Source organism: Collinsella sp. AF20-14LB (assembly GCF_003459505.1).
Taxonomy (GTDB): Bacteria; Actinomycetota; Coriobacteriia; order Coriobacteriales; family Coriobacteriaceae; genus Collinsella.
This window is the reverse complement of record NZ_QRWD01000020.1, coordinates 17,119-38,896: the sequence shown is the minus strand read 5'-3', so window position 1 is coordinate 38,896 and position 21,778 is coordinate 17,119. Positions and strand designations below refer to the sequence as shown.

Genomic DNA, 21,778 nt, shown 5'->3' with positions numbered 1-21,778 from the left:
CCGCCCTTGAAGAAAGGAAGCTGCATGCTCTTCGAATCTGTAATCTTCAACCTGCTCCCCATCATCGTCGGTATCCTGGTCGTGGCGATGGTGTTCGAGAGCTGTTGGCGCAAATGCCCACCGGACAAACTGATGATCGTATCTGGATTCGGGCAGATGCGCAGCGTTTCCGGTAAGGGTACGTTCGTTATCCCGCTCCTCCAGCGCGTGGATACCCTGTCCTTGGGTGCCGTGCAGGTGCAACTGACTACCGAGAACGAGATCCCCACTCAGGATGCAATCCTCATCCACGCCTGCGCGGTCGCTAACTTCCAGATCGGCCAAACCCCCGAGTTGATCGAGACCGCTTCCAAAAACTACCTGAATATGGACAAGGAGGAAATGACGCGCCAGGTCACCGAAGTGATGCTGGGTAAGATGCGAGAGGTCATCGGTCAGATGGACTTGAAGGAGCTCATGCGCGACCGCGAGAGCTTCAACGCCAAGGTCTTCGACGGCTCCAAGGACGACCTCGCCAACCTCGGCCTCGAGCTGCGCACCTTCAACGTTCAGGACTTCTCCGACTCCCAGGGCATCATCCGCTCCATGGGCGCCGACCAGGCCGCGGAGATCAAGAAGGAGGCCGAGCTGGCGCAGATCAAGGCGGCCGAGGAGGTCGCCATCCGCCAGAACCAGCTCGATTTGAAGCAGGCCGACCTCAAGAAGCAGGCCGACAAGGCGAAGGCCGAGGCCGATATGGTGAAGGCCACCGTGACGGCCGAGAAGCAGCGCGAGCTCTATATCGCCCAGCAGGAGGCCGAGATCGCCGCGGAGACCAAGAAGGTCGAGCTCGCCGAGCGCCAGGCGGACGTGAGGGAGCGCGAGCTGAACGCGACCGTGAAGAAGCAGGCCGAGGCCGACCGCTACGCCGCAGAGCAGGCGGCGGAAGCCGACCTCTACAAGCGCACGAAGCAGGCCGAAGCCGCCCGCATCGAGCGCCAGAACGCCTCTGATGCCGAACTGTATTCCGCCCAGAAGGACGCAGAGGGCATCAAGGCGAAGGCTACCGCCGAGGCCGAGGCCACGCGCCTGAAGGGCGAGGCTGACGGCGCATCCGAGAAGAGCAGGGGAGAGGGCATCGCTGCCGGCGTGAAGGCCCAGGCACAGGCCTACAACGGCATGGAGAACCCCTATCTGCTCGCCAACCGTTATATCGACATCATGCCCAAGGTGGCCGAGCAGGTCGCGAAGCCCCTTACCGCCGTCGATTCCATCAAGATGTACGGATCGGGCAACGCCCAGAAGCTCGTAAAGGAGACCACCTCGATTGTCGACCAGGTCGCATCTGGCCTGAAGGACAGCACGGGAATCGACCTGCCGTCCCTGCTGAACGGCCTGATCTCGAGCTCCGATACCGATACCGACCCTGCAGAAAGCCCAGTTGACTGATGGCCATCTTGCTGGTCGTCTCGGCCTTGCTGCTCGACTTCCTTGGCTGCGCGATGCCCCTGTCATGGATAGTGGACACCAGGGGCATCAAAGCGGGCGTCTTTCTGATTTGGCTGGCGCTCGCCATCGTTGCCGTCCTGATGGGGTTGCTGCATCGCGATGAGCTGACGGGGGTGAACCCCCTGTTGACGGCAGGTCTTGAATCAATCTGCCTAGTCTGTGCAATCTATCCCTTGTTTGGTTTCGCTACGAGCTTGGCTCTCTGCGGTACCGCACAGATCAACACGCTGACCGTCCTTGCCTTTTTAGATCTCCTTGTGACGACCGCAGGATATATTTCCTTGCTCTTGGGTACGGTCTGGCTCATATTCTTCTAACTTCACGGGTGCACCCGTATCGCTTATAGTACCCGCATCATTTATCCCCCGCGCCACAACGGTTGCGGGGGCTTTTCTTTGCCGATGTGACCCATCCCACGCAAATACTAACGACGCGCCGATAGTTCTCAGATAATGCTTGCATTATGCCGATAGGCTGTTATCATATAGTTAAGTCAAAAGCGTTCCCCAAGCGCTGGATGACGGACAGGAAGATGACTACGCGACATCTATAAATATCGTAAGGTGACGGGCGGCGTGCTGCCCATCACCTAGGCTATCTATGTTCGTAATTCCGTTCGGGGTCGCACGAATCCGAAGGGAGTCCGATGATGGGTGCCGATGGCGTGGCGCAGGTCGCAAGGACGATTGCAGTAATCAACAACAAGGGCGGGGTTGGGAAGACCACCGCAAGCAAGGCCCTCTGCGAGGGCATGGCCGAGCGCGGGTTCAACGTTCTCCTGATCGATATGGATGCCCAGGCGAACATCACGACTTGGATGAAGGCCGAGACCGCTCCTGCCGTCCCCACGGTCTTCAATCTGCTCGAGAAGCCCAAGACATCCCTCTCTGATTGCGTCCAGTTCATGGACGGGTGCGACATTATCGCCGGCGATATCGCGATGAAGGACCTCGATTCGGTCCTCTCTCAAGGCCTCGGCCGCGAGTTTCGCCTGAAGCGAGCCTTGGAACCTGCGATGGACGTCTACGACTACATCGTTATCGATTGCCCCCCGTCCCTCGGTCTTTCCACCTTGAACGCCCTCGTCGCGGCAGATGACGTGGTTATCGTAACCGAGCCGTCGATGTTCTCGATTAACGGTTTCGGCAACGTCTACGACCTCGTCGAGTCCATCAAAGCCGACTATGCGTTCAACCCCGACCTCAATATCGACGGCATCCTGCTCAACAAGTACAGCAAGGACGAGGTTGCATCCCGCGCCGCCGACGAGCAGCTTCCCGCAATCGCCGAGCTTGGCCACACGAAGCTCTACGCGGCGCGTCCGATGAAGCACAAGGCGATTGAGGACGCGGCGAACAACAAGGAGCCGCTGTTCGGCTTCCGCCCCAACGATGCCGCCGTGGCCGAGTTCCGCAAGTTTGTGGACGAGTATCTGGGCGGCGAGTAGCCATGGCCGCACCATCGAAGAATCGCATGGACCTCACGGCTGACGCGAAACGAGCCATGCTGAACCGCCATTCGGGACGTGCGTCCGCACGCCCCGCGGAGACTGCCAGGCAGGCAGGCCCCTATCCCTTTGGCGATGAATGCGTGAAGGGGATGGCGGCTGCGATTAAAGCGGCCTACTCCAAGGAGTATGCGGCGGCAGATTTCCCGCGCCAGACGCAAGTCTCCTTCAAGATTGATTCCAAGGCAGTAGACCGCATGAAGGTCGCAGCCGTCACCCACCACATCCGCATGCGCGATCTTTGGGCGATAGCGACCGATATCGTCATCCAAGCACTCGATGAACTCGATAGGGAAGGGATTTAAATGGACGAGATTGAGGATATTACCGGAACCTCGCTTCGGGATTGGCAGGTCGAGCGGGTCTTGGAGCCCAAAGACGCTCTCATTCCGAAGGGGATGAAGACAATCGCCAAAACCCTGCGGCACGCAGGTCAGCTACTCGCGGTAGCGACCGCCCCCAATCCCGATGACCCCGAGACTCCCTGTTATGCCTTTATCACCGTCTCTCGCAAGAACCGCGCTGAAATTAAGGCGTTCATCTGCGAGTTGACGCCCGAGCAATACCAAGATTTATTCGAAAGCGAGTGACCCTATGTCCGATTCTGCAAACAAGCTGCCCGCTCTGACCGATGAACAGCGCCGCGCGAACCTTGAGAAGGCTACAGCCGTCCGAAAGGAGCGCAAGGCCTTGCTCGATTTGGTTCGCCAGGGTTCCGTCACCTTCTCTGCTTGCGACATTTCTTTATTTCGCGGCGGTCATATCAGGCTATGCCGCCGCCATGGCCCTGCTCCTTTGTCCTTGGCTGGCGAAGGGGCTGCGGCGTCGTCTCCCTCGTATTTGATCGATTCTATTTCACGGGTCGGGGTTCACGCTTTCCCGACACCCCCTTTGTTGACTCCTTTCCTTCCTTATGTGACACGTGCCTGAGTGGAAGACGGCGCCGCAGCCCCCTCGCCATATAGCTGCCGGCATGCTCGGCGCGGCGGACTCTGTTGAATTCCATTACTCCCCACACCCCCTTTTCACCCTCCCTACAGACAATGGTCTTCGACACGCCATAGAGTCCCCCGCGGCGGGCATACCGGCGAATTTCCCTAACCCTATAAAAAAGATTGGTGATCCGATATGAGTCAGCTGACTGCTGTCGATATTTCCGATAGCGACCGATTTGAACTCGCAGAGGTCCTCAAAGAGGAATCCGAATCGAGTTCCGCGCCTCGTCCCCTTGAGGACATCCTGCAGGAGACCTGCGACGACGATTTCGACCCAATGAGCCAGCGCAGCTGCTACGAACTGCTTGCAGCGTATATCGCCCGCCCGACGGCGACCATCGAGTCGAAAAACGGACATTCCTCCTGCTCGAATTGCGGTACCGGCATCCCATATCACACCCGCTTCGCCGCGTACTGCCTGGGCTGCGGAGCCGTTTTCAGCATCTAATCGCACGCAGCCGACCCCGCCGCGCCGCTCCACCCACTGGGACGGCATACGTTGGGACGCAAGTTGATAGCCATTCCCCCTATAGAAAGCAGTATCCGAATGGAACCGAATTCAAACCCGATCGATCCCTTTCCCCGCATGGAGCCCGAGGAGCTTCGCGAGCGCCGAAACGCCATAAAGCTCAAGACTTGCCCCTTCTGCGGCGGCACGGTGGCGCCCCGTTGGGCTCCATGGATGGACGGGGCTCCGTGCTGGGAAATCGAGCACACCGATATCGAGCAGGCTGTCGCCGCCAAATGTCCGATCGAGATGGGCGGCTACGACTCCCTTGAGCAGTTGCAGCGGGCATGGGATACCCGCCGCCCTAATGACTCGGCTACCATGATTTACAGGGACGCAAGTGATGCCGAAGCGTAGATACAAACTGGAACGGACGGCCTTTATCGGCTGTCGCAATACCTCCTACATGGATGTCGACGATGCTAAAGCCTGTCCGTTCTGCGGTAGCAGGCAGGTGACTATCTATCCCTACGGACAGGGAGCCACCTCGTATGTCGAGGGCGTACCTACGCTCTACTTTTCATCTGCCACCTGCAAATGTCGAGGTTGCACCGCCGAGATAGACGGTCCCCAGCGCAAATCGATTATCGAGGGCGAGGATGAATACAACGCCTGTATCGCAGCCCTCAAGACTTGGAATACACGCCATGCGGAATAAGGAGGCATAAATTGGGACAGCGTGAAGAGACGACAGAGGAGCTGTCCGAGCGCGTTTTGGCTCGGTTGCGCCGCGAGTATTCCCTGGTCTCGTCTGAGGTGTGGGTGGACGATGTCCATCGCGTCGATTTTGTCGGTTTCAGGCCCGCGCGGAACTCACCGTTCCCATCATCCATCGAGCGGGGTGAATTCGTCTTCGTCGAGGTCAAATCGTGTATGAATGACTTCAAGAGCGGACACGGCCTGACGTTCCGGGGCGATGCGAACTGGCTCGTCTGCCCGCCTGATCTCGCCCAGACGCTCTATGAGACCCGACAGCTCCCCAAGGACGCGGCGGTCTTCTGCCCGGACGCCCGCGGGCGTCTGCAGAAAAAATTCGACCTCGGGATCGGCCCGGGGAGCAGCCGGATTGCATCCGTCTCCGAGCTCCTGTTCCGAATGGTGAACCACAGCGCATACTCCTACCGTACATCGCGCGGGGTCTTTTCGAACGACTATTGCCCGTGGTGCAGCCCGTACCGCGCCAAGCTCCTCAACGATATCGATGATGTCTGTGGGGATATGGACCTGATTGAGGGGATAGAGCTCGCACTCGAGGTCAATGACCCGCAAGGGGTGCATTTGAGCATGTCCCACGACAACGGCATCGACTGCGCTTATATTCCCATCAACTATTGCCCGATTTGCGGGCGAAATTTTCGAAAGGATAGATAAATGACCGTTATTGAGTATTGTCGCGAAGAGGCCAAGTGGCGCGATCTCGTGATTATCCGAGATAACGGATGGGTGACGTGCTCGGCCTATATCGAACACAAGAATTTATTACGCCTGCCGCCCGATATAGCCAATGCCGAGGTTGTCGGCGCAGAGCGCGGCTGGATTCGCCTCGCGAACCGGTCAGGCGGTTTAGAGGATACCCCATGCGTCTATCTCGATATCAAATAGGGAAGTTAAAGGAGGCTGATCATGACCGTTATCGAATACTGCCGACATGAGACCAGGGTCTACGAACTCGTGATTATCCGAGCTGGCGGACGGGTGAGGTGCTCGGCCTATATCGACCACGAGGATTTATTTCGCCTGCCGCTCGATATAGCCGAGGCTGAGGTTATCCGCTCAAAGCGCAGCTATATTGACATCGCAACTCGCGCGGGCGGCGCATGGAGTTCTCCGTGTGTCTATCTCGATATCAAATAGGGAAGTGCTCTGGGTGGATCAAGACGAGATTGCAGTCATCATTCCCTGCTATAACGAGGCCCAGACCATCGGCAAGGTGGTCGACGATTTCAAACGCGAGCTGCCAGCCGCGACGATCTACGTCTATGACAACGACTCGACTGACGCGACCGCCGCTATCGCAATGGGGCACGGCGCGACCGTCCGATTCGAACCTCGCCACGGCAAGGGAAACGTCTGCCGGCAGATGTTCCGAGATATCGATGCCGCCTGCTACCTCATGGTGGATGGCGATGATACCTACCCTGCCCAGGCAGCGAAAGCCCTTTGTGAACCGATTCTAAGCGGACGAGCCGATATGGTAGTCGGTGACAGGCTGTCCAACGGGACGTACGCCAAGGAGAATAGGCGTGCGTTCCATGGCTTTGGCAACGATTTGGTCCGCGCCATGATCAAGTGGATTTACGGCTACGAATACGCCGACGTCATGACGGGTTTCCGCGCCATGTCCAAGCCCTTCGTCAAGACGTTCCCCGTTCTTTCAGACGGCTTCCAAATCGAGACCGAGATATCAATACATGCCGTCGACCGCCGGTGGCGCATCCAAAGCGTCCCCGTAGACTATCGGGACCGGCCCGAGGGATCGGAGTCGAAGCTGAATACCCTGTCCGACGGCATTAAGGTCGTCGCAATGGTCGGCACCCTTTTCAAGGACTACCGACCCCTGAGGTTCTTTTCCCTGGTTGCGCTTCTGTTTTTCATCGTTGGAATGGCGCTGGGTCTCCCCGTCATTCACGAGTTCGCCGCTACTGGCATCGTGCCGCGTTTCCCGACCGCGATTCTCGCCGCGGCCTTGATGTTTCTCTGCGCCCTGGCGCTTGCCACCGGTTTGATTCTGGATGCGGTGGCGAAGTCGGATCGTAGGCAGTGGGAGCTTGAGGTCTACCGGTCATTTCCCAATCCTCATGAAGGCACGTCCGATAGACCGTGGTGGGCAACCCAATTTCAACCCCGAGACAATCGGCACCCGCTCCCCTAGGTACTGCCTACCGGTTATATTCAAATTGATTTACGCTCTGCCGACTCTTGCGGCAAGAATTAGCTATAATAACTATAGTTAATGCGAACGTTCCCCAAGCGTTTCGATGGACAGGATGTAGCCGAAATGAATATCTACGAATCGCAGACACCGCTACCTGATAGCGACACCCGAATCCACTTTGCCGCAAGGCTCCGCTACAACTCGCACTGTCATGGCGCGGCGGGTATACCTATCGGTCCCGCTTCAATCGCCGGCATTATAGAGGAGACGGTTGCCGACGAGATGCCCTTTACCGATGAGGATACGCTGGACCTGCTCGCGAACATGATTGACCCCGGCATCTGCGAGAACCTTAATGGGCCGCAGACTGGACATTTCACATGCTCCGCTTGCGGGGCGGACGGACCTCTCGGCAAGGTCCGCCTGCCCGATGATAGCTGCGAGGGCGGATGGAGAGTCGAACTCTTAAAGAACTGCCCCTATTGCGGACGCAAGGTCGTGATGCCCAAAAGAACGCTTTTGAAGGTAATTCCAGGCGACACTAAAGCCCGTCAAGACTGATAAGAAGGACGAGACTCTATATGGATAACCTAACCAACGTGAACCGCGAGATGGCATACGCGCTCCGTTCCCTTGCACTTGCAGGTCCCAAGCCTGTCAGTGAATACGTCAATGTCACCGCTGCGCTGTCTAAGCTGGGCATTGAATGCCACAGTGCCGAAGGGGAACTCCTTATTGAGAGACGCGACGCGCTCACACTTGCAGACTATATCGATCGCCCTGTGGGTGATTCAGGCTTCGCACGGCATGCTCGCCTCGATATCGCCATGTCCCTCCGCAACGCAGTCTCGGACGCAGTCTTCGAGGAAATATCGGACGGCGATACTCTGGGCCGACGAGGCCTGCTGGACCTTTGCGACCTCGCCAAGGCTTTTGGCTTGGACGTGAAGTATTACAACGAGGAATACCCCGCAGTCGAGCAATGTGCCGCAAGAGACCTAGCCGACAAGATTGACGTGATGACATGCAGATATGTCCGCGGGCAGGATGACGAATCGAAAAACTTCGAGGGTCCTGTATGGTTTTGCGACAAATGCGGCCATGACGAGGGGGAGTACGGCGCCTATTTCTACCGCCATTGCCCCATCTGCGGCCGAGTGATTGAAAAGACTGAGGGGTAACGATGTTGGATAGTTCTGCTGACATGACGTCGATGGAATGTCGCTACTTATGGGAAATCCTCAAATTGAAGTATGCGGACATCGAGCCATATGACCTCGATGCCCTGCAGGGCTATATTGCCCTCGCGTGCGCCGAATCATGTCGCAAGGGCGAGACTCCGCGCTACACGATTCCTCGGCGCAAGGACGATAGCCTCTGCTACAAGATGAACCCCGATGGCGGCATTGCTAAGGCATATCTGAAAATCGACTGTCCCGGTCAGTGGAACGGTCGCGAGGCGGTGAGTTTCAAATCCGACGGCTTCATAGGCTTCTGCGGCTGGGCTGACTCGCAGAATAGCCAACCGTTTTACCGAGCCTGGCGTGAGTGGTGCTGCAGATATATGGCCTACAGGTACGAGGATGGTCGGCTTGTCGAGATAGTGGATGGACTGGAAAATGTTGAATACTGATGATGAGAATCGTATTCGCGGCTCGCATGGCGATGCCGTTGTCGTCGACCCCGCCGTGCTCATTGACCTTGCCGAATACCTTGAATCGATAACGTCGGTGGTCTACTGGGAGGGCAAGTCTATCTGCGGGACGGGAAACGACGTTTCCAACCGCCTGCGGAAGATTGTCTCTCAATCTAGATCCTGTTGAGAGGAGAAAGTCTTGGATATACTCCCATGCCCTTTCTGCGGCAACTCTGACATAGAACCGAGCCGCTACGACGTCGATATGTATGACGGCACGGACGGCGTTACTGTCTACGACGTCCGCATGATAATGAACTGCGGCGACTGCAACATGCACATGATTGGCCCAGACGGCATTGCCGACTCAATAGACGATGCTGAGGACACCGCGCGGATTCTGTTGATTCGTCAATGGAACGCAAGATGGACCCCGAGCGATAGGGGCGCGGATGAATTGGTTTAGATACGTATTTCTTGCACTGATTCTCGTCTGCGCAGTCAGTTTACTTAGTCTGCTCGCACCCGATTCAAAATCATCCGATAGACGTTTCCGCATATATATCGCATCGGTCGTTGCCGTGGGTGCGATTATCTGCGTTCTGTTTCAGGCTCTAGTTCCGACAAGTATTGAATCGGCTGGGGAGAAAACTGAGGTTGCAGGGACCCACTCCCTTGCCTCGCTCAAGACGGAATCTAGCCTATCGGGCGCAACGGCGCTTTCTTTCGGATACCTTACCTCAACCGATGAGTACGTCCTGATGGTGAAGCAAGATGATGGGGGTTATCGGAGAAGATGCTACCCTGCCAAAACGGTGGTAGTGTACGAGGACGCGGATGCCGAGGATGCGAGAGTCGAGACGGTCAATAGCTATGAAATCGTCCGTTTAAACTATGCATTGCCCATAGTTGGCGAATGGTCGCGCGATCAGTTGTCTTTCAGCAGGCAGGAGACACGAATACACGTCCCGCAAGGTAGCATCACCCAGGGTGAGTATGATTTCTCTTAGTGCGCAGGCAGCGTGATCGGGCGTTTTCTAAGGCGGTCGTGAGATCGCTTTTTTTGATGTTCTTTTGCCGCATGGATCTTGTTTCCCTGCTCGTATTCAACTATACTATATGACTGAAGCGGGACGTCTTCCGTCCCGCAATCCCATATGGAGGGATGTTTCCAAATGACATTCCATTGCATGATAATCGGGAGCAGGGGCTATACCGACTACGACGCTTTCAAGGCGAAGTGCGATGCCCTTCTCGCCGACAAGACCGATATCGAGATCGTTTCGGGCGGCTGCTCGGGTGCCGATGCGCTGGCCGAGCGCTATGCCCATAGTCATGGCTACCCGTTGCAGATTTTCTCCGCCGATTGGTCCCGATATGGGAAACGAGCAGGTTACGTAAGGAACCGCGAGATGCATGCCTACATCTCGACCTTTCCCGAGCGAGGCGTTATCGCCTTTTGGGACGGACACAGCAAAGGCACCGCCCAGAGTTTCGCTCTTGCAAAAGAGTTCGACAATCCGATCAGGCTAGTCAGAATTGACGTTCCCCAAGGTTCACCGATTCCATAATTTCATGGACGCATCTTGTTGGCATGCCGTTATCTGCAACGGAAACTGACGGCGTGCCGTTTTCCTGTGCTAAAATCAACGTCAGTTAATGCGTTTCCCCAAGACGCATCGGACAGGAGAAGACTAGGCGCAGTTCCGGAAGGACATTTCGTGCTGCGTCGGAATTGCAGGCAGGCGTTGCCCTGCCGAAGAGTCGCGCAGTAGGCCGGGGAGACGCATCTGGTTATCGATAGGAAAGGATGCGAGACCAATGACCCGACCAACTGAAATGAGCGGCGCCCGTGAAAATCTCTAACTCGAAAGTCAGGCGGCTGCTAGAGTTCGGCATCGCGCTCTTCTTTGCCGTAGGCACCTCGTTTTTGGCTCAAGGCGCTGGATTCTTCGGTGTCTCCGCTGCCAATCAGTTTGTCACGGCTCCCCATTCTTCTGATGTAACCTCGACCGCAAGTCAGCCGATTTCGATTCCTGGCTACACCGGCAACCCGTCTGTAACGCTTTCGGATACGAGTGGTTTGTCACCTAAAACGGCACCTACTGATCCGATTCTCCCAGATCTCGATTCGACCGGTCGATGCGGCTCCGTGGAGATGGTTATCTCCCTCGAGACGGCTCCCGCACGAGGGGAGAAGCGTGGCTCAATCGGAATGGTGAGGCCCTCCGGTTGGCACACGGTTCGCGACGATTCCCTTGATGGCAAGTATCTGTACAATCGCTGCCACTTGGTAGCCTGGTGCCTGTCTGGCATGAACGCCGAGAAGCGCAACCTAATCACGGGAACCCGCTATATGAACATCGAGGGCATGCTGCCCTATGAGATGCAGGTGTGCGACTTTATCTTTGCCGGCGGCGGTCGCGTCTACTACAAGGTGACCCCCGATTTCCGTGACGGCGAATTGGTCGCACGCGGTGTCCGCATCCAGGCGTACTCCTTGGCGGATAAGGGCAAGAGCATCGATTTCGATGTCTACTGCTATAACGTTCAGCCTGGCTACAGGATTGATTACGCCACGGGCGAAGCGACGAAAGTAAATTGATTTGATTTCAGAACGGAGATTCATACATGTACACAACGGTGACTTTTATGGGGCGCGACGTGACTGCCAATGCGGAGGATGAGCTCCCAATCAAGAACCACCTTCCTGCTGACCTGGGGGCGAGCTTCCGCACGCTGAACCAGTGGCTCAATCGCGGTTTCGCGCCAAAAGCGAAGGCCGTTGGATATAGGATGCATCCTTCGGTCATGGCTCGGAGAACGTATGTCTATTTCCATGAATCGGATGTTGAGGACGATTGCGGTCACAGCCCGGCCGACTCGGCCAGCTACCTCAATGAAAAACAGGTGGTTCAGAGCGCCTTAAAGCAAAGCACGGGCTCAGGCGGCTTGACTGCAATCGGCATGAAAGGCCTTATGGACTAGGTGGTTGTTTTGGAAGAGCCCGGAAACGAGACGCGCCTACCTATTCCATGGGGCGCCGTTATCTACGCCGCGATAATCCTAGCGGCTATCGGCACGGTTCTACTGATAAGGTCGTTCGTTATTGAGCCGTTCAGCATCCCCACCGAATCGATGTGCGATACGCTTCGAGTCGGCGATAGCGTGCTAGCTGAGAAGATTACCCTGGAGTTGGGTGAAACCGCCTCTGCGGGGGACGTTATCGTCTTCGAGAACCCCGAAAAGGGCTCCGAGAAAGACGTCCTATGTAAGCGTGTTGTCGCCTGCGCCGGACAGACGGTCGATATGAAAAACGGATCGGTATATATCGATGGGAAGAAAATCACGGAGGATTACGCGAAGGGCGATTCCTATCCGCTGTACCTTGGAAAGGGCAAGCATATATCCTACCCCTATAAAGTTCCCGAGGGCGAGATTTGGGTCATGGGCGACAACAGGGAGAATTCCGCAGATTCCCGCTATTTCGGCCCGATATCAGAGGACAGCGTGATAGGCATCTGCGTCATGCGCTACCTGCCTTGGAACCGTATCGGCCTCCTTTGAGACATATAGTTTGACATTTAGTCATACTCAAAAGGGCATCCTTTAATGGATGCCCTTTTCGTAAATCTCTTTGTTATTATTCTCATTTTGATCTTGTATCCTCGCCAACATTCAACTATACTATATGTCATCAAGCGGAACGAAAGGCGTTCCGCACACCCGGAAGGGAGATACCCTATGGATCGCAAATTGGATGACTTCCTCTTCTACTTCCCGAGGATTGTCATGGCGCTGATCGGCGCGGCGGCGTTTGCTTTCGGTGCATGGTTCAGCCAGTTCTACTACCTCTATCTGAACTGCATCGTATTGCCCATCTCTTGGGCTATTGCCGCATACGGCATCGAGTGCGCCAGCCAAGTAGTCAAAGCCTACCGCTGCTCGCTGTAACCGCCGACAGGGGGAGTGCAACGGCGCTCCCTACCTTATCGACTATTACCCTACAGAGAAAGGAAACAACAATGACTGAGGAAATGATGAGCCTGGATGAGGTTGCAAAGGAATGCAAGGAAGCGGCTGAATATTTGGCGAGCCAGCCCGGTGAAGGCTATGATCTCGACACGCTCATGAGGGACAAGAACCTTGAATTCGAAGAATCCTTGTCTAAAGCCGAGAAGCGTCTCATTCGCGCGAATGAAATCGAGAACCTTGAATGCCTCGCCGCGCACCTCGAGCGCCTGCCGAGGCATTGTTTCCATGGCAATCAGATGACCGGATTCGGCAATTATATTTCGGCCATCATCTACGATGCTGTGGAGGTCCTCAAGGATAACAGCTAGCTCCGAACAAAAGGCGGTCGCGAGATCGCCTTTTTTCGTGTCTTTTACCTTGACCGATCTTGCTTCCCTGCTCATACTCAACTATGCTATATGTCAATAAGCGGGATGAAAGGCATCCCGCAAACCCTTTTGGAGGTACCCAATGACTGCCTACACGGATGAGCTTCTCGAGCGCAAATGGCGCGAGCTGGGAAACGTTCCGATTGACTACACCCCTGACGAGCTGGACGGCGTTTTGGGGACGGATTGGTTCATCTTCGAGCAGGGCGAACCGCTAGTCGAAGGTGTCTGGCGCTGGTTCGATTCCCACTACACCGCAGGTATCGGTGCCTTGATGTTCGGAACCGACGAGTAGATTGATGGCCGTGTGCGCTCTGGCGCACACGGGTAAAAGGAGGATATGATGCAACCGAATCGAAAGGAAATCGAGACGATTGCCAGGGTTCGAGGCTTGAACCACGAGGCGCATCGCATGATCGGTAAGATTAAAGTGCTTGAGGAACCTGAGGAGGGCGTTTTTCGAGATCGCATCCTTGTGAACTACGAGCGGATGCGTCTGGCCATGGAGAGAATCGGGCTTTTGCTTGAGGTCAGGTTGCACTCCAAGGACTGTGATTTTGGGGAGTATATATTCCAGAAGGTGGAGCATGACTTGGATATTCTGGAAGACCAGATCGGCGTCTTGGACACCCTAATCGACCTCTCGCAGATACAGGAGTTTTAAAGGGCATCTGGTTTAGTGGGCGCTCATCCATCTCCATGAACGCCTTGTATTGGAAAGGAAACAGGCATGAAGAAAGTCTTTAAGTTCACTGAAACTCGTTCTTGGTACTTCGAGCTCGATGTTGACGAGGGGGCACAGGTCGAGGAGGCATTGTCGGCGTTGGTTGGAACCGAGGGTTTTAATTATTATCTGACCGACCGCGCCGAGGATGAATATAAGAGCGAGTGGGATGAACTATCATCAGGCGAAAAGCGCACATGCTGCGATCATGCTACCGAATATTTTCGAAAGGTCGCGGATAGGGAACTCGAGGGAGAGGCTCGAGATTTGGTTTTGAAATCGCTGCGTGATAGCGAATAAATCGTACTTTGATAAACGGTTTCCGTGCCGCTTTATTTCATGCCATTTTTCGAAATCGATCTTGTTTTTCACTCTATATTCAACTATACTATATGTCAACAAGCGGGATGAAAGGCATCCCGCAGACCCTTTTGGAGGTACTTAAATGAGCTGCTACGTCGTTTCCGATCTCACGATTTCCGCAATCGTCGCCGCAATGGCAGACACCGATTTCGAGCCGGCGAGCTTGAAGGACGAGGAGTCGGGCGTCAAGTACAACCCCGCGACTTGCGGCCAGATTGTCGGGCAGATGCTTCTCGATGCCAATTACGCTTCCGTCAACGAGTACTACGGCAAGCATACCCGCGCCCATGAGTTCAAGCTCACGCAGAAGCAGGACGGGAAGCCCTTCACTCTCGGCGAGAAGTACGGCTGCATCGAGTGCTACGAGTATCAGGCCTGCCAGCAGCCTGGATACGATAATTCGGAGATCCACGGCGCACTCGATTACGCAAAGGACGACTTAACCCGCAAGATGCTTAAAAAACTCGGTGAGGAGTGCGTTTGGGGTCTGGAATAACTTCATTTCACACAAAAGGCGGTCTCGCGGCCGCCTTTTTTCTGAACGATTTCCCAGTTGGATCTTGCATCCCTGCCAATATTCAACTATACTATATCTAACAAGTGGGATGAAGGGCATCCCGCAAACCCGAAGGGAGATACCCCCATGAAGAACTTCACCATCAAGGTCACCGAGCATCGTGAAGGTCTGGTCGTTGTCGAGGGCAAGGACGAGAATGATGCCCTAGAGCGTTTGGGTCGAATCATAGAGAGCGATGCTTTCTGGAATGACTTCGAGAACTGCGGCGAGTATTCGCTCGAGACTGAGGTCGAGTCCGACGACAGCTGCGATGACCCGATTGCCGAGTGGAACGACGAAAGCTACCGCGACCTGTTTGGCAATTAGTCCCAACAAAAGGGCATCGGCCTATCCTGTGCCCTTTTCATCCTATTTTCCCGGTTGATCTTGCATCCCTATCCATATACAACTATACTATATGTCAACAAGCGGGGCGAACGGCGTCCCGTAAGCCTCAGAGGAAGGAACTTCAAATGTCCAACGCGAACGATATTTCCAGGTACGTGACCAGGGTGGACGACGGCCTGATCCGCCCCATGACGGTGCGCGAGCTGATGTCCAGGCTGAACGAACTGATCTCTATCGACAAGTCTATAGCGAGGATGCCTGTGGGATTGTCGACTGACGCGGAGGGTAATATGATTTATGTCCCCCGTGTTTTCACACCGAATGACCCGGAGAAAAACGATGGATACACAACCTTTGCCGATCTTGTCGGCGTGCTTACCGATGAGGACTGCGCTTACTACCGTGTTCCCAAGTGCGTTGTGATTGGATAGGTAGGACACACGAGGACTGCATAGATAGTCTAGAGGGCGATCGGTAGTGCTCGCCCTCTTCCATTAGATACACTACCTTGAACCCTTGAGCTCAGTTCGATTACTCCAAACCTTTTTCGATCTTTTCTCGATTTGATCTTGCATCCCTGCCCATATTCAACTATACTATATGTCAGCAAGCGGGATGAAAGGCATCCCGTAGACCCTAGTGGAAGGAACACACACCATGTCTATCAATCGCGTTCTGCTTTCCGGTAACCTCACCCGTGACCCCGAGCTCCGCGCTACCGCAGGCGGTACCCCCGTCCTCTCGATCGGCCTTGCCGTCAACGACCGCCGTCGCAACGCGCAGACCAGCGAGTGGGAGGATTACCCCAATTTCGTCGATTGCTCGATGTTCGGAACCCGCGCCGAGGCAGTCTCCAAGCACATGCAGAAAGGCGACAAGATTGCCATCGAGGGGAAGCTCCGCTTCACCCAGTGGGAGAAGGAAGGACAGCATCGTACCAAGCTCGAGGTGGTCATCGAGGATATCGAATTCATGGCCCAGCGTCGAGACCAGTAGGAACCAAAAGGCAGGTGGTCGAAAGATTGCCCGCCTTTTGACATATGCAACTGGCGGAACGATAGCCGTTCCGCGTTTTTTCGCAATGGAATTATCCAGCAGTCTATAGATTGGCGGTACGTATGGTAGTTGATTTTAAATATTCGGATGCCTACAGCCGAGCAAATGTCGTCGCCTATAAATCACAGGACGGAAGCATTTACGTGGGCGCGGCAATTTACCCCTTTGATTCTAGAGATTCGGTTTTCCGCCGCTGTTCGAGGTATTTGCCGGGGCGGGGACGCGAGGCAGCACAGGACTTCCAGGCATTGGCGGCCGGTGACCTCGATTTACTTGAGAAGTTTGATGCCTATGCTATTCCGGTCGATGCGGACATGCTGGCCCTTTGCGGGGTTAATCTGGCCCTGTCCAAAACAGACCTTCATCTGGCGCTCGAGGAGGAAGCTGTATTGCTGGACAGAGACTTTGCCGATGCATTCGATTTTGAAGAGGAATAGTTGCTAGGAGTATCGATACCTCGGTACTCCTTATATTTTTCTTAGAGGATCATGCATCCCTATCATATAGCAACTATACTATATGTCAACAAGCGAAACGTTAGGCGTTTCGCAGACCTTAGTAGAAGGGAATTGACATGGCTACGAAAAGCTATCTGGCAACAGCATTTATCGGCGATCGGGAGGTTAGCGGGGCTTTTGGAAGCGGCGAGTTTCGCTCGAGCCTGAACTTCGCGAGGCGAGAGCTTCGCGGGTACCAGCGCCTGGCGGAGACCATCTACCGACACGAAGTCGTATTCTGCAACCGACGCGGTCTAGAGGATATAGCCGCCCCAGAGCTTGTGTTTGGCATCCTTACCGAAACAAAAGATAGCGAGACCGGTATTGTTGAGTCCAATTATTCCGTGACGTCGACCTACACAGCCGAGGATTTCGTGTCGGATACTCGAGACGCATTTCTCGCCTTTGCCGCCGAAGATTTCGGCGAGCAAATCGCGTCCGAAGCTGTAGCGCTCGTTGATAGTCAAACCACGTCGATGCCATGGCATAAGCGCTTCGAGATATGGAACTGCCTCTCGAGTTACGACATATACGGCGTTTCGACTGCAAATCAACTCATTGATGGGGTCAGGGAGCTCGCAGCTGCCCTTGCTGATGGGCGCACAGCTGACGTAGACGGGGAAAGCCCCGTCTTTCAGGCTTTCCACCGCTTCGAGCGAAATAATCCCGACAGGGAATAGAGAGCGCTGAGGAAGTGGTATTCCTCCGATATCGAGAGAAAAGGGCATCGGCTTATCCGATGCCCCTCTGCCCGTGACCGCCTCGCATATGCGGTCACGGCATGAACATGCAGCATGAACCGAACTAATGGAATTACATTAGTTCGGTAGCGATCACATAAGTTTCCAGCCCCTTGAGAGGAACCGATAATGAAGAAGACCGTGATGTACACCGAGACCAGGACATGGTTCTTTGATTTGGATATGTCTAAGGACGCAGATCTCGATAAGACCATGCGTGCGCTGAAAGACACGAACGGTTTCTATTTCTATATAGACGATTGCACGTCAGATGACTATGAGAGTGCCTGGTAAGAGATGCCGGAGGACTGGCGCAGCGGGAACGACCCCGACTATACCGAGGACTTCCGCTCGATAGCCAAAAGAGAGCTGAAAGGGGAGAACCAAAAAATCGTACTGACCTCCTTGACAGAACATGCACAATAGAACGGAAAGGACGGCTCCCAAAGCCGTTTATTCCATATCATTTCCCAGCTAGATCTTGTATCCAAATCCAAATTTAATTATACTATATGCAACAAGCGAAACGACAGGCGTTCCGCAAACCAATTTGGAAGGATTGAATATGTTGAATTACGTTCGATACACAGATGCTTTTTGTGCCTTGGCAGAACAGTATATTTCTGAGTGCATCGCCAAGAGAAAAGAAATCTTGGACGCAGATAAGGATACGGCGAATGAGACGGCACTTCCCAATTTTAAAGCGCTGGTCGAGGACGTATTGAGTGAAGAAGCAGACGAGAATGGTCTGTGCTTCAGTTGCTGGGGAGTTACCGATAACTATGATTCCGACCGACCGTTTGTTTGTAAGCAAACAGACACTGGCAAAGAAATTGTTTTGGACGCAGCATAGATATAAGGCGGTCGAAAGATCGCCTCTTTCATGCTATTCTCCTAGCTAGATCTTGCAATCCGCCCCAAATACAACTATAATATATTCCACAAGCGGAACGACAGGCGTTCCGCAAGCCCGAAGGGAGACACTTCCGATGCTAAAACAGGACTATATCGAGACAATCGCGGCCTACATAGTCGAGAGTTGGGACGCCGCCGATGCAGGCGACCGAGCGGCAAGTAGCACGGCTAAGAACGGTGCCATGCGTGTCGCAAGGCAGGCCGCCGAGGAGCTAGGTCAATCGGCTGGCTATTGGCTCGCCGAGTCCCAATTCCGAGCGGCAGACTTGTATTAGGTTTCATCGCAGGGGAGGCGCCGTTATATCGACTTGGCGGCGTCTCCCCTCGTCGACAGCCTCAATCAAACGTGAATTGAACGATACGGGCGTGCATGCGGGAGACTTTGCATGTTTCAGAAAGGTGGTTCTAAGCTGATGCTAGTTCTCAAGAAAGACGCGCTGGTAAAACTTCTCGGTGATGAGCTCTACGGGATCGAATTGAAGAACGAAATGCTTCAAGATCTCGAGAATCGCGCGACTGGGAGACGTGAGATTCTCGATATTGTCGGGAACCTTTGCGATGACTATGGATACAATCGGCGTGAGGTACAGGCAAAAGCCCAAACCAGGCTCAAGAAACTGCTTGCATGCAGGGACGGAAAGGACGATTGGGATCCCTACGCCTATATCAAATTGACCGAGCTGTCTAAGTTCGTTTTACCGATGATACCGCACCAAAGTTAACCCAAAGGCGGTTTCGCGACCGCTTTTTTGTTCTCGTTTTTCGCAATAGATCTTGCATCCCTATCCATATTCAACTATACTATATCTCGATAAGCGAAACGAAAGGCGTTTCGCACACCCGAAGGGAGATACCCCATGAACCCTATCGATTCCAAGCTCAAGAAGATTCTCGCCATGATTGACGGCGCGACGTCCGAGGGCGAAGCCAGGGCGGCATCCCTTGCCCTCCAGCGCCTCCTTGCCGCGAACAACATGACCATCGATGATATCGACCTCAACGACAATGTCCCCGAGGTCAACGAGTCTGCCGAAGACCTCGGCAAGCGCGTGCCGGAGTGGGTCAAGGTCCTCGCATACGTCATCGCGAAGAACTACCGTTGCCGCTGCTACATGCAGACGAGCCATGGCGCATATGACTATTGGAGCGGCCGTCGCAACGTGACCGGCACCTGTTTCGTTTTCGTCGGCGAGTCCCAGGACGCCACGGTCGCAGCCGGTTGTTTCCGCGCCACCAAGCACGCGATCGAGAAGTGTTTCAAGAAGTTCTGCGACAAACGTTTCGAGCAGGATGGAACCAAGATTGGGCGCCGTGCGGGCGTCAAGAACAGCTATTGCCTCGGTTTCATTCAGGGGCTCGAGAACTCCTACCGCGAGCAGCTCGAGCAGGACGAGACCATGGCCTTGGCGATCGTGGTGCCCGAGAGCGTCAACCGCTACATGAATGACGAACTGAACTGCAAAAAGATGAAGCCCCGCCCCATTACCGTCTCCTCCGATCACTCAATCGAGGATGCCGGCAGGCAAGACGGCTACAGCTTCGGTCAGGGCGACCGCATCGCATCCTGCGCATAGTGACCGACACCAAATAGGGGAGGGTGATGCCCTCCCCATCCATTTCCTATATATGGCCATAGGAAAATTAGCGCCGATTTGAGTGGAGTTGGTTCGCCATCGTACTGATAGAATTAGACGATATGCATGACTGCAACGAGTCATGCGACCCCGCTACAGGAAGGAACGATTATGTTCGATTTCAAATGTTCAATGCAGGCCCAGCTTGATAACTTGTGGCTCAAGCCCGAAGACCTCGCACGAGGCATCGGTGTTCGCGTGTCGAGCGTGCGCAAATGGCTCGACCCCGAGCTCGATTGCGTTCCGGTCAAGGACGCCTTTGATTGGGTCTACGACCAAACCGAGAAGCTCGGAAACCTTACAATGCATTGCCTGAACGAGGCGAATGAGTCTGCCGAGAAGTTCGGCCGACATATCTTTCGCTGGTATCGCGACGAGGATCTGCCCGAGACCGAACCGATGGGTCTCTACAATCTAGCGAGTCACCTCGTCGCCGACCAACTTGATGCTAAAGATATAGAGTACTCATTTGTCTATGCGTGCCGCGATGATGAATGGATTGAGCAGCACTTGGATGATTTCCCCGACCTCGACCCTAAGGCCGAGTTTTCAGCCTGGGCAGATATCTTGGGAGTGCCGACGTCCGAGATTGCAATGGGATTGGGCATTACAGGCCGTTCGGTAAAAGACTGGAAGAACCCCAAGCGCGACACAATGCTGCCGGTAGATGAGGCATGGGACTTCCTGGAGGATTACGCTGATGCGATTGAGTACCGAACCGCCGAACTTCTCGAAAGCAAGCCCAATCCGATGCCGTATCACCCTATGACCCGTCTCGGAACCCTTTCGAAACGGGAACGTATCGACAACCTTGCAGCCCTGGCTGCCTCCAAGCGACTCATGGCCGACGGCAAGACTGTTGTAGATTTCGCATACGTCTAAGACCGTCCTGTGGGCTGAAACAGTTGCAACCCAATGGCTAGACCCAGCGCGAAGCATGCTGCGGCATCGCTTCTATTGGATGATGAATGGAAAGTGACCAATCTATGACCATAAGTGATGGAATGATCAGAGCAGAATGGCGCTCCTTGGAACAAGCCGAAAACGCAAAACGTAAATGCGCGGACTGCCTCTATTGCACTTGCAACGGAAACGTTCGGGACGATTTGCACCGTCCCGAAGATACAACAGTTGAGTACATATGCCACCGCAGGGACGGCCATGAGTTCGAGACTGCCCATTCAAACCGATGCAATTACTGGAAGAAGCGCGATGAAAGTTGATCCGAGCGCTACTTTTTCACATCGGCACGCGGTTTGTTCTCGTCAATCCCACGCAGGTCGAACTGTTTGTTTCCACGTTTAAGCACGAGCTGCCAGCCGCACGCATCGCAGATCTTGACAAACTCATCGATGGTGAATCGCGTATTGTTGTGCAGGCGCGTCGACAGACTGCCCTTCTGCTTGCCGGTTTTAATCGATGCATCCTGCAGTGTCATGCCGCAATCTTGAACCATATAGCGAATGGCGTCGGACGAACCAATTCGTTCAAGCACTGGATACCTCTTTCAGATATACGATAGTCTATTCCGAT

The 21,778-nt window shown here is 54.6% G+C and carries 41 protein-coding genes; 40 read left to right on the top strand and 1 reads right to left on the bottom strand.

Going from position 1 to position 21,778, the window contains the following annotated elements; translation table 11 throughout:
- Positions 1–24 precede the first annotated feature (24 nt).
- From DWX63_RS09630 to DWX63_RS09445, 40 genes are all read left to right on the top strand, one after another.
- Positions 25–1,428, top strand: coding sequence for a flotillin family protein (locus DWX63_RS09630; protein ID WP_117843586.1), 1,404 nt, complete (start codon positions 25–27; stop codon positions 1,426–1,428).
- A complete protein-coding gene (locus DWX63_RS09625) occupies positions 1,428–1,805 on the top strand; it encodes a hypothetical protein (RefSeq protein ID WP_117843585.1) in 378 nt (125 codons plus the stop codon). Before DWX63_RS09630 ends, DWX63_RS09625 begins: the two co-directional genes overlap by 1 nt.
- A 329-nt stretch (positions 1,806–2,134) precedes the next feature.
- Positions 2,135–2,935: a ParA family protein gene (locus DWX63_RS09620; protein ID WP_117843584.1), complete on the top strand. Its 801-nt coding sequence runs from the start codon at positions 2,135–2,137 to the stop codon at positions 2,933–2,935.
- A gap of 2 nt (positions 2,936–2,937) precedes the next feature.
- Entirely contained in the window at positions 2,938–3,300 is a 363-nt protein-coding gene (locus DWX63_RS09615) for a hypothetical protein (protein WP_117843583.1), read from the top strand.
- Complete coding sequence (locus DWX63_RS09610; protein WP_117843582.1) at positions 3,301–3,585, top strand: hypothetical protein; 285 nt, start codon at positions 3,301–3,303, stop codon at positions 3,583–3,585.
- 4 nt (positions 3,586–3,589) lie between these two features.
- Complete coding sequence (locus tag DWX63_RS11165; RefSeq protein ID WP_147336093.1) at positions 3,590–3,925, top strand: hypothetical protein; 336 nt, start codon at positions 3,590–3,592, stop codon at positions 3,923–3,925.
- Between the two features lie 198 nt (positions 3,926–4,123).
- A complete protein-coding gene (locus DWX63_RS09605) occupies positions 4,124–4,438 on the top strand; it encodes a hypothetical protein (protein WP_117843581.1) in 315 nt (104 codons plus the stop codon).
- A 99-nt stretch (positions 4,439–4,537) separates the two neighbouring features.
- Entirely contained in the window at positions 4,538–4,855 is a 318-nt protein-coding gene (locus tag DWX63_RS09600) for a hypothetical protein (protein WP_147336092.1), read from the top strand.
- The gene (locus DWX63_RS09595; RefSeq protein ID WP_117843579.1) at positions 4,842–5,156 is read left to right on the top strand and encodes a Lar family restriction alleviation protein; all 315 of its coding nucleotides are present in this window, start codon (positions 4,842–4,844) and stop codon (positions 5,154–5,156) included. Before DWX63_RS09600 ends, DWX63_RS09595 begins: the two co-directional genes overlap by 14 nt.
- 11 nt (positions 5,157–5,167) lie before the next feature.
- On the top strand, positions 5,168–5,869 hold the full coding sequence (locus DWX63_RS09590) for a hypothetical protein (RefSeq protein WP_117843578.1): 702 nt from the start codon (positions 5,168–5,170) through the stop codon (positions 5,867–5,869).
- Positions 5,870–6,100: a hypothetical protein gene (locus DWX63_RS09585; protein WP_117843577.1), complete on the top strand. Its 231-nt coding sequence runs from the start codon at positions 5,870–5,872 to the stop codon at positions 6,098–6,100.
- Between the two features lie 21 nt (positions 6,101–6,121).
- A complete protein-coding gene (locus DWX63_RS09580) occupies positions 6,122–6,352 on the top strand; it encodes a hypothetical protein (RefSeq protein ID WP_117843576.1) in 231 nt (76 codons plus the stop codon).
- A 13-nt stretch (positions 6,353–6,365) separates the two neighbouring features.
- Complete coding sequence (locus DWX63_RS09575) at positions 6,366–7,370, top strand: glycosyltransferase family 2 protein (RefSeq protein ID WP_199411187.1); 1,005 nt, start codon at positions 6,366–6,368, stop codon at positions 7,368–7,370.
- Positions 7,371–7,496: 126 nt separating this feature from the next.
- A complete protein-coding gene (locus tag DWX63_RS09570) occupies positions 7,497–7,934 on the top strand; it encodes a hypothetical protein (RefSeq protein ID WP_117843575.1) in 438 nt (145 codons plus the stop codon).
- 20 nt (positions 7,935–7,954) lie between these two features.
- Positions 7,955–8,554, top strand: a complete 600-nt coding sequence (locus DWX63_RS09565; RefSeq protein ID WP_117843574.1) for a hypothetical protein — start codon at positions 7,955–7,957, stop codon at positions 8,552–8,554.
- Between the two features lie 2 nt (positions 8,555–8,556).
- Positions 8,557–9,006 carry a hypothetical protein gene (locus tag DWX63_RS09560; RefSeq protein ID WP_117843573.1) on the top strand — a complete coding sequence of 150 codons (450 nt, stop codon included), beginning with the start codon at positions 8,557–8,559 and terminating at the stop codon, positions 9,004–9,006.
- Positions 8,993–9,196 (top strand): hypothetical protein, encoded by a 204-nt coding sequence (locus DWX63_RS09555; protein ID WP_117843572.1) that lies wholly within the window; start codon positions 8,993–8,995, stop codon positions 9,194–9,196. The genes DWX63_RS09560 and DWX63_RS09555 overlap by 14 nt, the downstream gene beginning before the upstream one ends.
- A 12-nt stretch (positions 9,197–9,208) precedes the next feature.
- The gene (locus DWX63_RS09550) at positions 9,209–9,475 is read left to right on the top strand and encodes a Lar family restriction alleviation protein (protein ID WP_117843571.1); all 267 of its coding nucleotides are present in this window, start codon (positions 9,209–9,211) and stop codon (positions 9,473–9,475) included.
- Positions 9,476–9,590: 115 nt separating this feature from the next.
- Positions 9,591–10,019, top strand: coding sequence for a hypothetical protein (locus DWX63_RS09545; RefSeq protein WP_158559675.1), 429 nt, complete (start codon positions 9,591–9,593; stop codon positions 10,017–10,019).
- A gap of 180 nt (positions 10,020–10,199) precedes the next feature.
- Positions 10,200–10,580 carry a DUF2493 domain-containing protein gene (locus DWX63_RS09540; RefSeq protein ID WP_158559674.1) on the top strand — a complete coding sequence of 127 codons (381 nt, stop codon included), beginning with the start codon at positions 10,200–10,202 and terminating at the stop codon, positions 10,578–10,580.
- 281 nt (positions 10,581–10,861) lie between these two features.
- On the top strand, positions 10,862–11,614 hold the full coding sequence (locus DWX63_RS11540; protein ID WP_233514530.1) for a DNA/RNA non-specific endonuclease: 753 nt from the start codon (positions 10,862–10,864) through the stop codon (positions 11,612–11,614).
- Positions 11,615–11,640: 26 nt separating this feature from the next.
- Complete coding sequence (locus DWX63_RS09530) at positions 11,641–11,997, top strand: hypothetical protein (RefSeq protein ID WP_117758938.1); 357 nt, start codon at positions 11,641–11,643, stop codon at positions 11,995–11,997.
- 9 nt (positions 11,998–12,006) lie between these two features.
- Complete coding sequence (gene lepB, locus DWX63_RS09525; RefSeq protein ID WP_158559673.1) at positions 12,007–12,576, top strand: signal peptidase I; 570 nt, start codon at positions 12,007–12,009, stop codon at positions 12,574–12,576.
- Between the two features lie 177 nt (positions 12,577–12,753).
- A complete protein-coding gene (locus tag DWX63_RS09520) occupies positions 12,754–12,963 on the top strand; it encodes a hypothetical protein (protein ID WP_117843567.1) in 210 nt (69 codons plus the stop codon).
- Positions 12,964–13,034: 71 nt separating this feature from the next.
- Positions 13,035–13,352 carry a hypothetical protein gene (locus DWX63_RS09515; RefSeq protein WP_117843566.1) on the top strand — a complete coding sequence of 106 codons (318 nt, stop codon included), beginning with the start codon at positions 13,035–13,037 and terminating at the stop codon, positions 13,350–13,352.
- 142 nt (positions 13,353–13,494) lie between these two features.
- Positions 13,495–13,707 (top strand): hypothetical protein, encoded by a 213-nt coding sequence (locus DWX63_RS09510; RefSeq protein ID WP_117843565.1) that lies wholly within the window; start codon positions 13,495–13,497, stop codon positions 13,705–13,707.
- Between the two features lie 48 nt (positions 13,708–13,755).
- Positions 13,756–14,076 carry a hypothetical protein gene (locus DWX63_RS09505; RefSeq protein WP_117843564.1) on the top strand — a complete coding sequence of 107 codons (321 nt, stop codon included), beginning with the start codon at positions 13,756–13,758 and terminating at the stop codon, positions 14,074–14,076.
- Between the two features lie 66 nt (positions 14,077–14,142).
- Entirely contained in the window at positions 14,143–14,436 is a 294-nt protein-coding gene (locus DWX63_RS09500; protein WP_117843563.1) for a hypothetical protein, read from the top strand.
- A 145-nt stretch (positions 14,437–14,581) separates the two neighbouring features.
- Entirely contained in the window at positions 14,582–14,995 is a 414-nt protein-coding gene (locus DWX63_RS09495; protein WP_117758932.1) for a hypothetical protein, read from the top strand.
- A 147-nt stretch (positions 14,996–15,142) separates the two neighbouring features.
- Positions 15,143–15,382, top strand: a complete 240-nt coding sequence (locus DWX63_RS09490) for a hypothetical protein (RefSeq protein WP_117843562.1) — start codon at positions 15,143–15,145, stop codon at positions 15,380–15,382.
- A 146-nt stretch (positions 15,383–15,528) separates the two neighbouring features.
- On the top strand, positions 15,529–15,834 hold the full coding sequence (locus DWX63_RS09485) for a hypothetical protein (RefSeq protein ID WP_117843561.1): 306 nt from the start codon (positions 15,529–15,531) through the stop codon (positions 15,832–15,834).
- Positions 15,835–16,060: 226 nt separating this feature from the next.
- The gene (locus DWX63_RS09480; RefSeq protein WP_117843560.1) at positions 16,061–16,399 is read left to right on the top strand and encodes a single-stranded DNA-binding protein; all 339 of its coding nucleotides are present in this window, start codon (positions 16,061–16,063) and stop codon (positions 16,397–16,399) included.
- A 122-nt stretch (positions 16,400–16,521) separates the two neighbouring features.
- Positions 16,522–16,896: a hypothetical protein gene (locus DWX63_RS09475; protein ID WP_117843559.1), complete on the top strand. Its 375-nt coding sequence runs from the start codon at positions 16,522–16,524 to the stop codon at positions 16,894–16,896.
- A gap of 137 nt (positions 16,897–17,033) precedes the next feature.
- On the top strand, positions 17,034–17,636 hold the full coding sequence (locus tag DWX63_RS09470; RefSeq protein ID WP_233514529.1) for a hypothetical protein: 603 nt from the start codon (positions 17,034–17,036) through the stop codon (positions 17,634–17,636).
- A 189-nt stretch (positions 17,637–17,825) separates the two neighbouring features.
- Positions 17,826–17,990, top strand: a complete 165-nt coding sequence (locus tag DWX63_RS11315; RefSeq protein WP_158559672.1) for a hypothetical protein — start codon at positions 17,826–17,828, stop codon at positions 17,988–17,990.
- Positions 17,991–18,261: 271 nt separating this feature from the next.
- Positions 18,262–18,549, top strand: coding sequence for a hypothetical protein (locus DWX63_RS09465; RefSeq protein WP_117843558.1), 288 nt, complete (start codon positions 18,262–18,264; stop codon positions 18,547–18,549).
- A gap of 136 nt (positions 18,550–18,685) precedes the next feature.
- Positions 18,686–18,886, top strand: a complete 201-nt coding sequence (locus DWX63_RS09460) for a hypothetical protein (protein WP_117843557.1) — start codon at positions 18,686–18,688, stop codon at positions 18,884–18,886.
- A 111-nt stretch (positions 18,887–18,997) separates the two neighbouring features.
- Complete coding sequence (locus tag DWX63_RS09455; protein ID WP_117843556.1) at positions 18,998–19,333, top strand: hypothetical protein; 336 nt, start codon at positions 18,998–19,000, stop codon at positions 19,331–19,333.
- Positions 19,334–19,468: 135 nt separating this feature from the next.
- Positions 19,469–20,185, top strand: coding sequence for a DUF2786 domain-containing protein (locus DWX63_RS09450; protein WP_117843555.1), 717 nt, complete (start codon positions 19,469–19,471; stop codon positions 20,183–20,185).
- A gap of 171 nt (positions 20,186–20,356) precedes the next feature.
- Entirely contained in the window at positions 20,357–21,127 is a 771-nt protein-coding gene (locus tag DWX63_RS09445) for a hypothetical protein (protein ID WP_117843554.1), read from the top strand.
- 349 nt (positions 21,128–21,476) lie between these two features.
- On the opposite strand, the gene DWX63_RS09440 is transcribed toward DWX63_RS09445, so the two are convergent.
- Positions 21,477–21,740, bottom strand: a complete 264-nt coding sequence (locus DWX63_RS09440) for a hypothetical protein (RefSeq protein ID WP_117843553.1) — start codon at positions 21,738–21,740, stop codon at positions 21,477–21,479.
- Between the last annotated feature and the right edge of the window lie 38 nt (positions 21,741–21,778).

What these genes read in the sequence shown, in the direction of transcription:
- DWX63_RS09475 (WP_117843559.1), top strand. Translation starts at nt 16,522, where the DNA reads ATGGTAGTTGATTTTAAATATTCGGATGCCTACAGCCGAGCAAATGTC.
- DWX63_RS11165 (WP_147336093.1), top strand. Translation starts at nt 3,590, where the DNA reads ATGTCCGATTCTGCAAACAAGCTGCCCGCTCTGACCGATGAACAGCGC.
- DWX63_RS09595 (WP_117843579.1), top strand. Translation starts at nt 4,842, where the DNA reads ATGCCGAAGCGTAGATACAAACTGGAACGGACGGCCTTTATCGGCTGT.
- DWX63_RS09450 (WP_117843555.1), top strand. Translation starts at nt 19,469, where the DNA reads ATGAACCCTATCGATTCCAAGCTCAAGAAGATTCTCGCCATGATTGAC.
- DWX63_RS09490 (WP_117843562.1), top strand. Translation starts at nt 15,143, where the DNA reads ATGAAGAACTTCACCATCAAGGTCACCGAGCATCGTGAAGGTCTGGTC.
- DWX63_RS09630 (WP_117843586.1), top strand. Translation starts at nt 25, where the DNA reads ATGCTCTTCGAATCTGTAATCTTCAACCTGCTCCCCATCATCGTCGGT.
- DWX63_RS09465 (WP_117843558.1), top strand. Translation starts at nt 18,262, where the DNA reads ATGTTGAATTACGTTCGATACACAGATGCTTTTTGTGCCTTGGCAGAA.
- DWX63_RS09555 (WP_117843572.1), top strand. Translation starts at nt 8,993, where the DNA reads ATGTTGAATACTGATGATGAGAATCGTATTCGCGGCTCGCATGGCGAT.
- DWX63_RS09495 (WP_117758932.1), top strand. Translation starts at nt 14,582, where the DNA reads ATGAGCTGCTACGTCGTTTCCGATCTCACGATTTCCGCAATCGTCGCC.
- DWX63_RS09560 (WP_117843573.1), top strand. Translation starts at nt 8,557, where the DNA reads ATGTTGGATAGTTCTGCTGACATGACGTCGATGGAATGTCGCTACTTA.
- DWX63_RS09610 (WP_117843582.1), top strand. Translation starts at nt 3,301, where the DNA reads ATGGACGAGATTGAGGATATTACCGGAACCTCGCTTCGGGATTGGCAG.
- DWX63_RS09580 (WP_117843576.1), top strand. Translation starts at nt 6,122, where the DNA reads ATGACCGTTATCGAATACTGCCGACATGAGACCAGGGTCTACGAACTC.
- DWX63_RS09505 (WP_117843564.1), top strand. Translation starts at nt 13,756, where the DNA reads ATGCAACCGAATCGAAAGGAAATCGAGACGATTGCCAGGGTTCGAGGC.
- DWX63_RS09520 (WP_117843567.1), top strand. Translation starts at nt 12,754, where the DNA reads ATGGATCGCAAATTGGATGACTTCCTCTTCTACTTCCCGAGGATTGTC.
- DWX63_RS09605 (WP_117843581.1), top strand. Translation starts at nt 4,124, where the DNA reads ATGAGTCAGCTGACTGCTGTCGATATTTCCGATAGCGACCGATTTGAA.
- DWX63_RS09530 (WP_117758938.1), top strand. Translation starts at nt 11,641, where the DNA reads ATGTACACAACGGTGACTTTTATGGGGCGCGACGTGACTGCCAATGCG.
- DWX63_RS09445 (WP_117843554.1), top strand. Translation starts at nt 20,357, where the DNA reads ATGTTCGATTTCAAATGTTCAATGCAGGCCCAGCTTGATAACTTGTGG.
- DWX63_RS09460 (WP_117843557.1), top strand. Translation starts at nt 18,686, where the DNA reads ATGCTAAAACAGGACTATATCGAGACAATCGCGGCCTACATAGTCGAG.
- DWX63_RS09540 (WP_158559674.1), top strand. Translation starts at nt 10,200, where the DNA reads ATGATAATCGGGAGCAGGGGCTATACCGACTACGACGCTTTCAAGGCG.
- DWX63_RS09615 (WP_117843583.1), top strand. Translation starts at nt 2,938, where the DNA reads ATGGCCGCACCATCGAAGAATCGCATGGACCTCACGGCTGACGCGAAA.
- DWX63_RS09485 (WP_117843561.1), top strand. Translation starts at nt 15,529, where the DNA reads ATGTCCAACGCGAACGATATTTCCAGGTACGTGACCAGGGTGGACGAC.
- DWX63_RS09600 (WP_147336092.1), top strand. Translation starts at nt 4,538, where the DNA reads ATGGAACCGAATTCAAACCCGATCGATCCCTTTCCCCGCATGGAGCCC.
- DWX63_RS09510 (WP_117843565.1), top strand. Translation starts at nt 13,495, where the DNA reads ATGACTGCCTACACGGATGAGCTTCTCGAGCGCAAATGGCGCGAGCTG.
- DWX63_RS09620 (WP_117843584.1), top strand. Translation starts at nt 2,135, where the DNA reads ATGATGGGTGCCGATGGCGTGGCGCAGGTCGCAAGGACGATTGCAGTA.
- DWX63_RS09625 (WP_117843585.1), top strand. Translation starts at nt 1,428, where the DNA reads ATGGCCATCTTGCTGGTCGTCTCGGCCTTGCTGCTCGACTTCCTTGGC.
- DWX63_RS09515 (WP_117843566.1), top strand. Translation starts at nt 13,035, where the DNA reads ATGACTGAGGAAATGATGAGCCTGGATGAGGTTGCAAAGGAATGCAAG.
- DWX63_RS09565 (WP_117843574.1), top strand. Translation starts at nt 7,955, where the DNA reads ATGGATAACCTAACCAACGTGAACCGCGAGATGGCATACGCGCTCCGT.
- DWX63_RS09480 (WP_117843560.1), top strand. Translation starts at nt 16,061, where the DNA reads ATGTCTATCAATCGCGTTCTGCTTTCCGGTAACCTCACCCGTGACCCC.
- DWX63_RS09500 (WP_117843563.1), top strand. Translation starts at nt 14,143, where the DNA reads ATGAAGAAAGTCTTTAAGTTCACTGAAACTCGTTCTTGGTACTTCGAG.
- DWX63_RS09470 (WP_233514529.1), top strand. Translation starts at nt 17,034, where the DNA reads ATGGCTACGAAAAGCTATCTGGCAACAGCATTTATCGGCGATCGGGAG.
- DWX63_RS11315 (WP_158559672.1), top strand. Translation starts at nt 17,826, where the DNA reads ATGAAGAAGACCGTGATGTACACCGAGACCAGGACATGGTTCTTTGAT.
- DWX63_RS09455 (WP_117843556.1), top strand. Translation starts at nt 18,998, where the DNA reads ATGTTTCAGAAAGGTGGTTCTAAGCTGATGCTAGTTCTCAAGAAAGAC.
- DWX63_RS09585 (WP_117843577.1), top strand. Translation starts at nt 5,870, where the DNA reads ATGACCGTTATTGAGTATTGTCGCGAAGAGGCCAAGTGGCGCGATCTC.
- DWX63_RS09570 (WP_117843575.1), top strand. Translation starts at nt 7,497, where the DNA reads ATGAATATCTACGAATCGCAGACACCGCTACCTGATAGCGACACCCGA.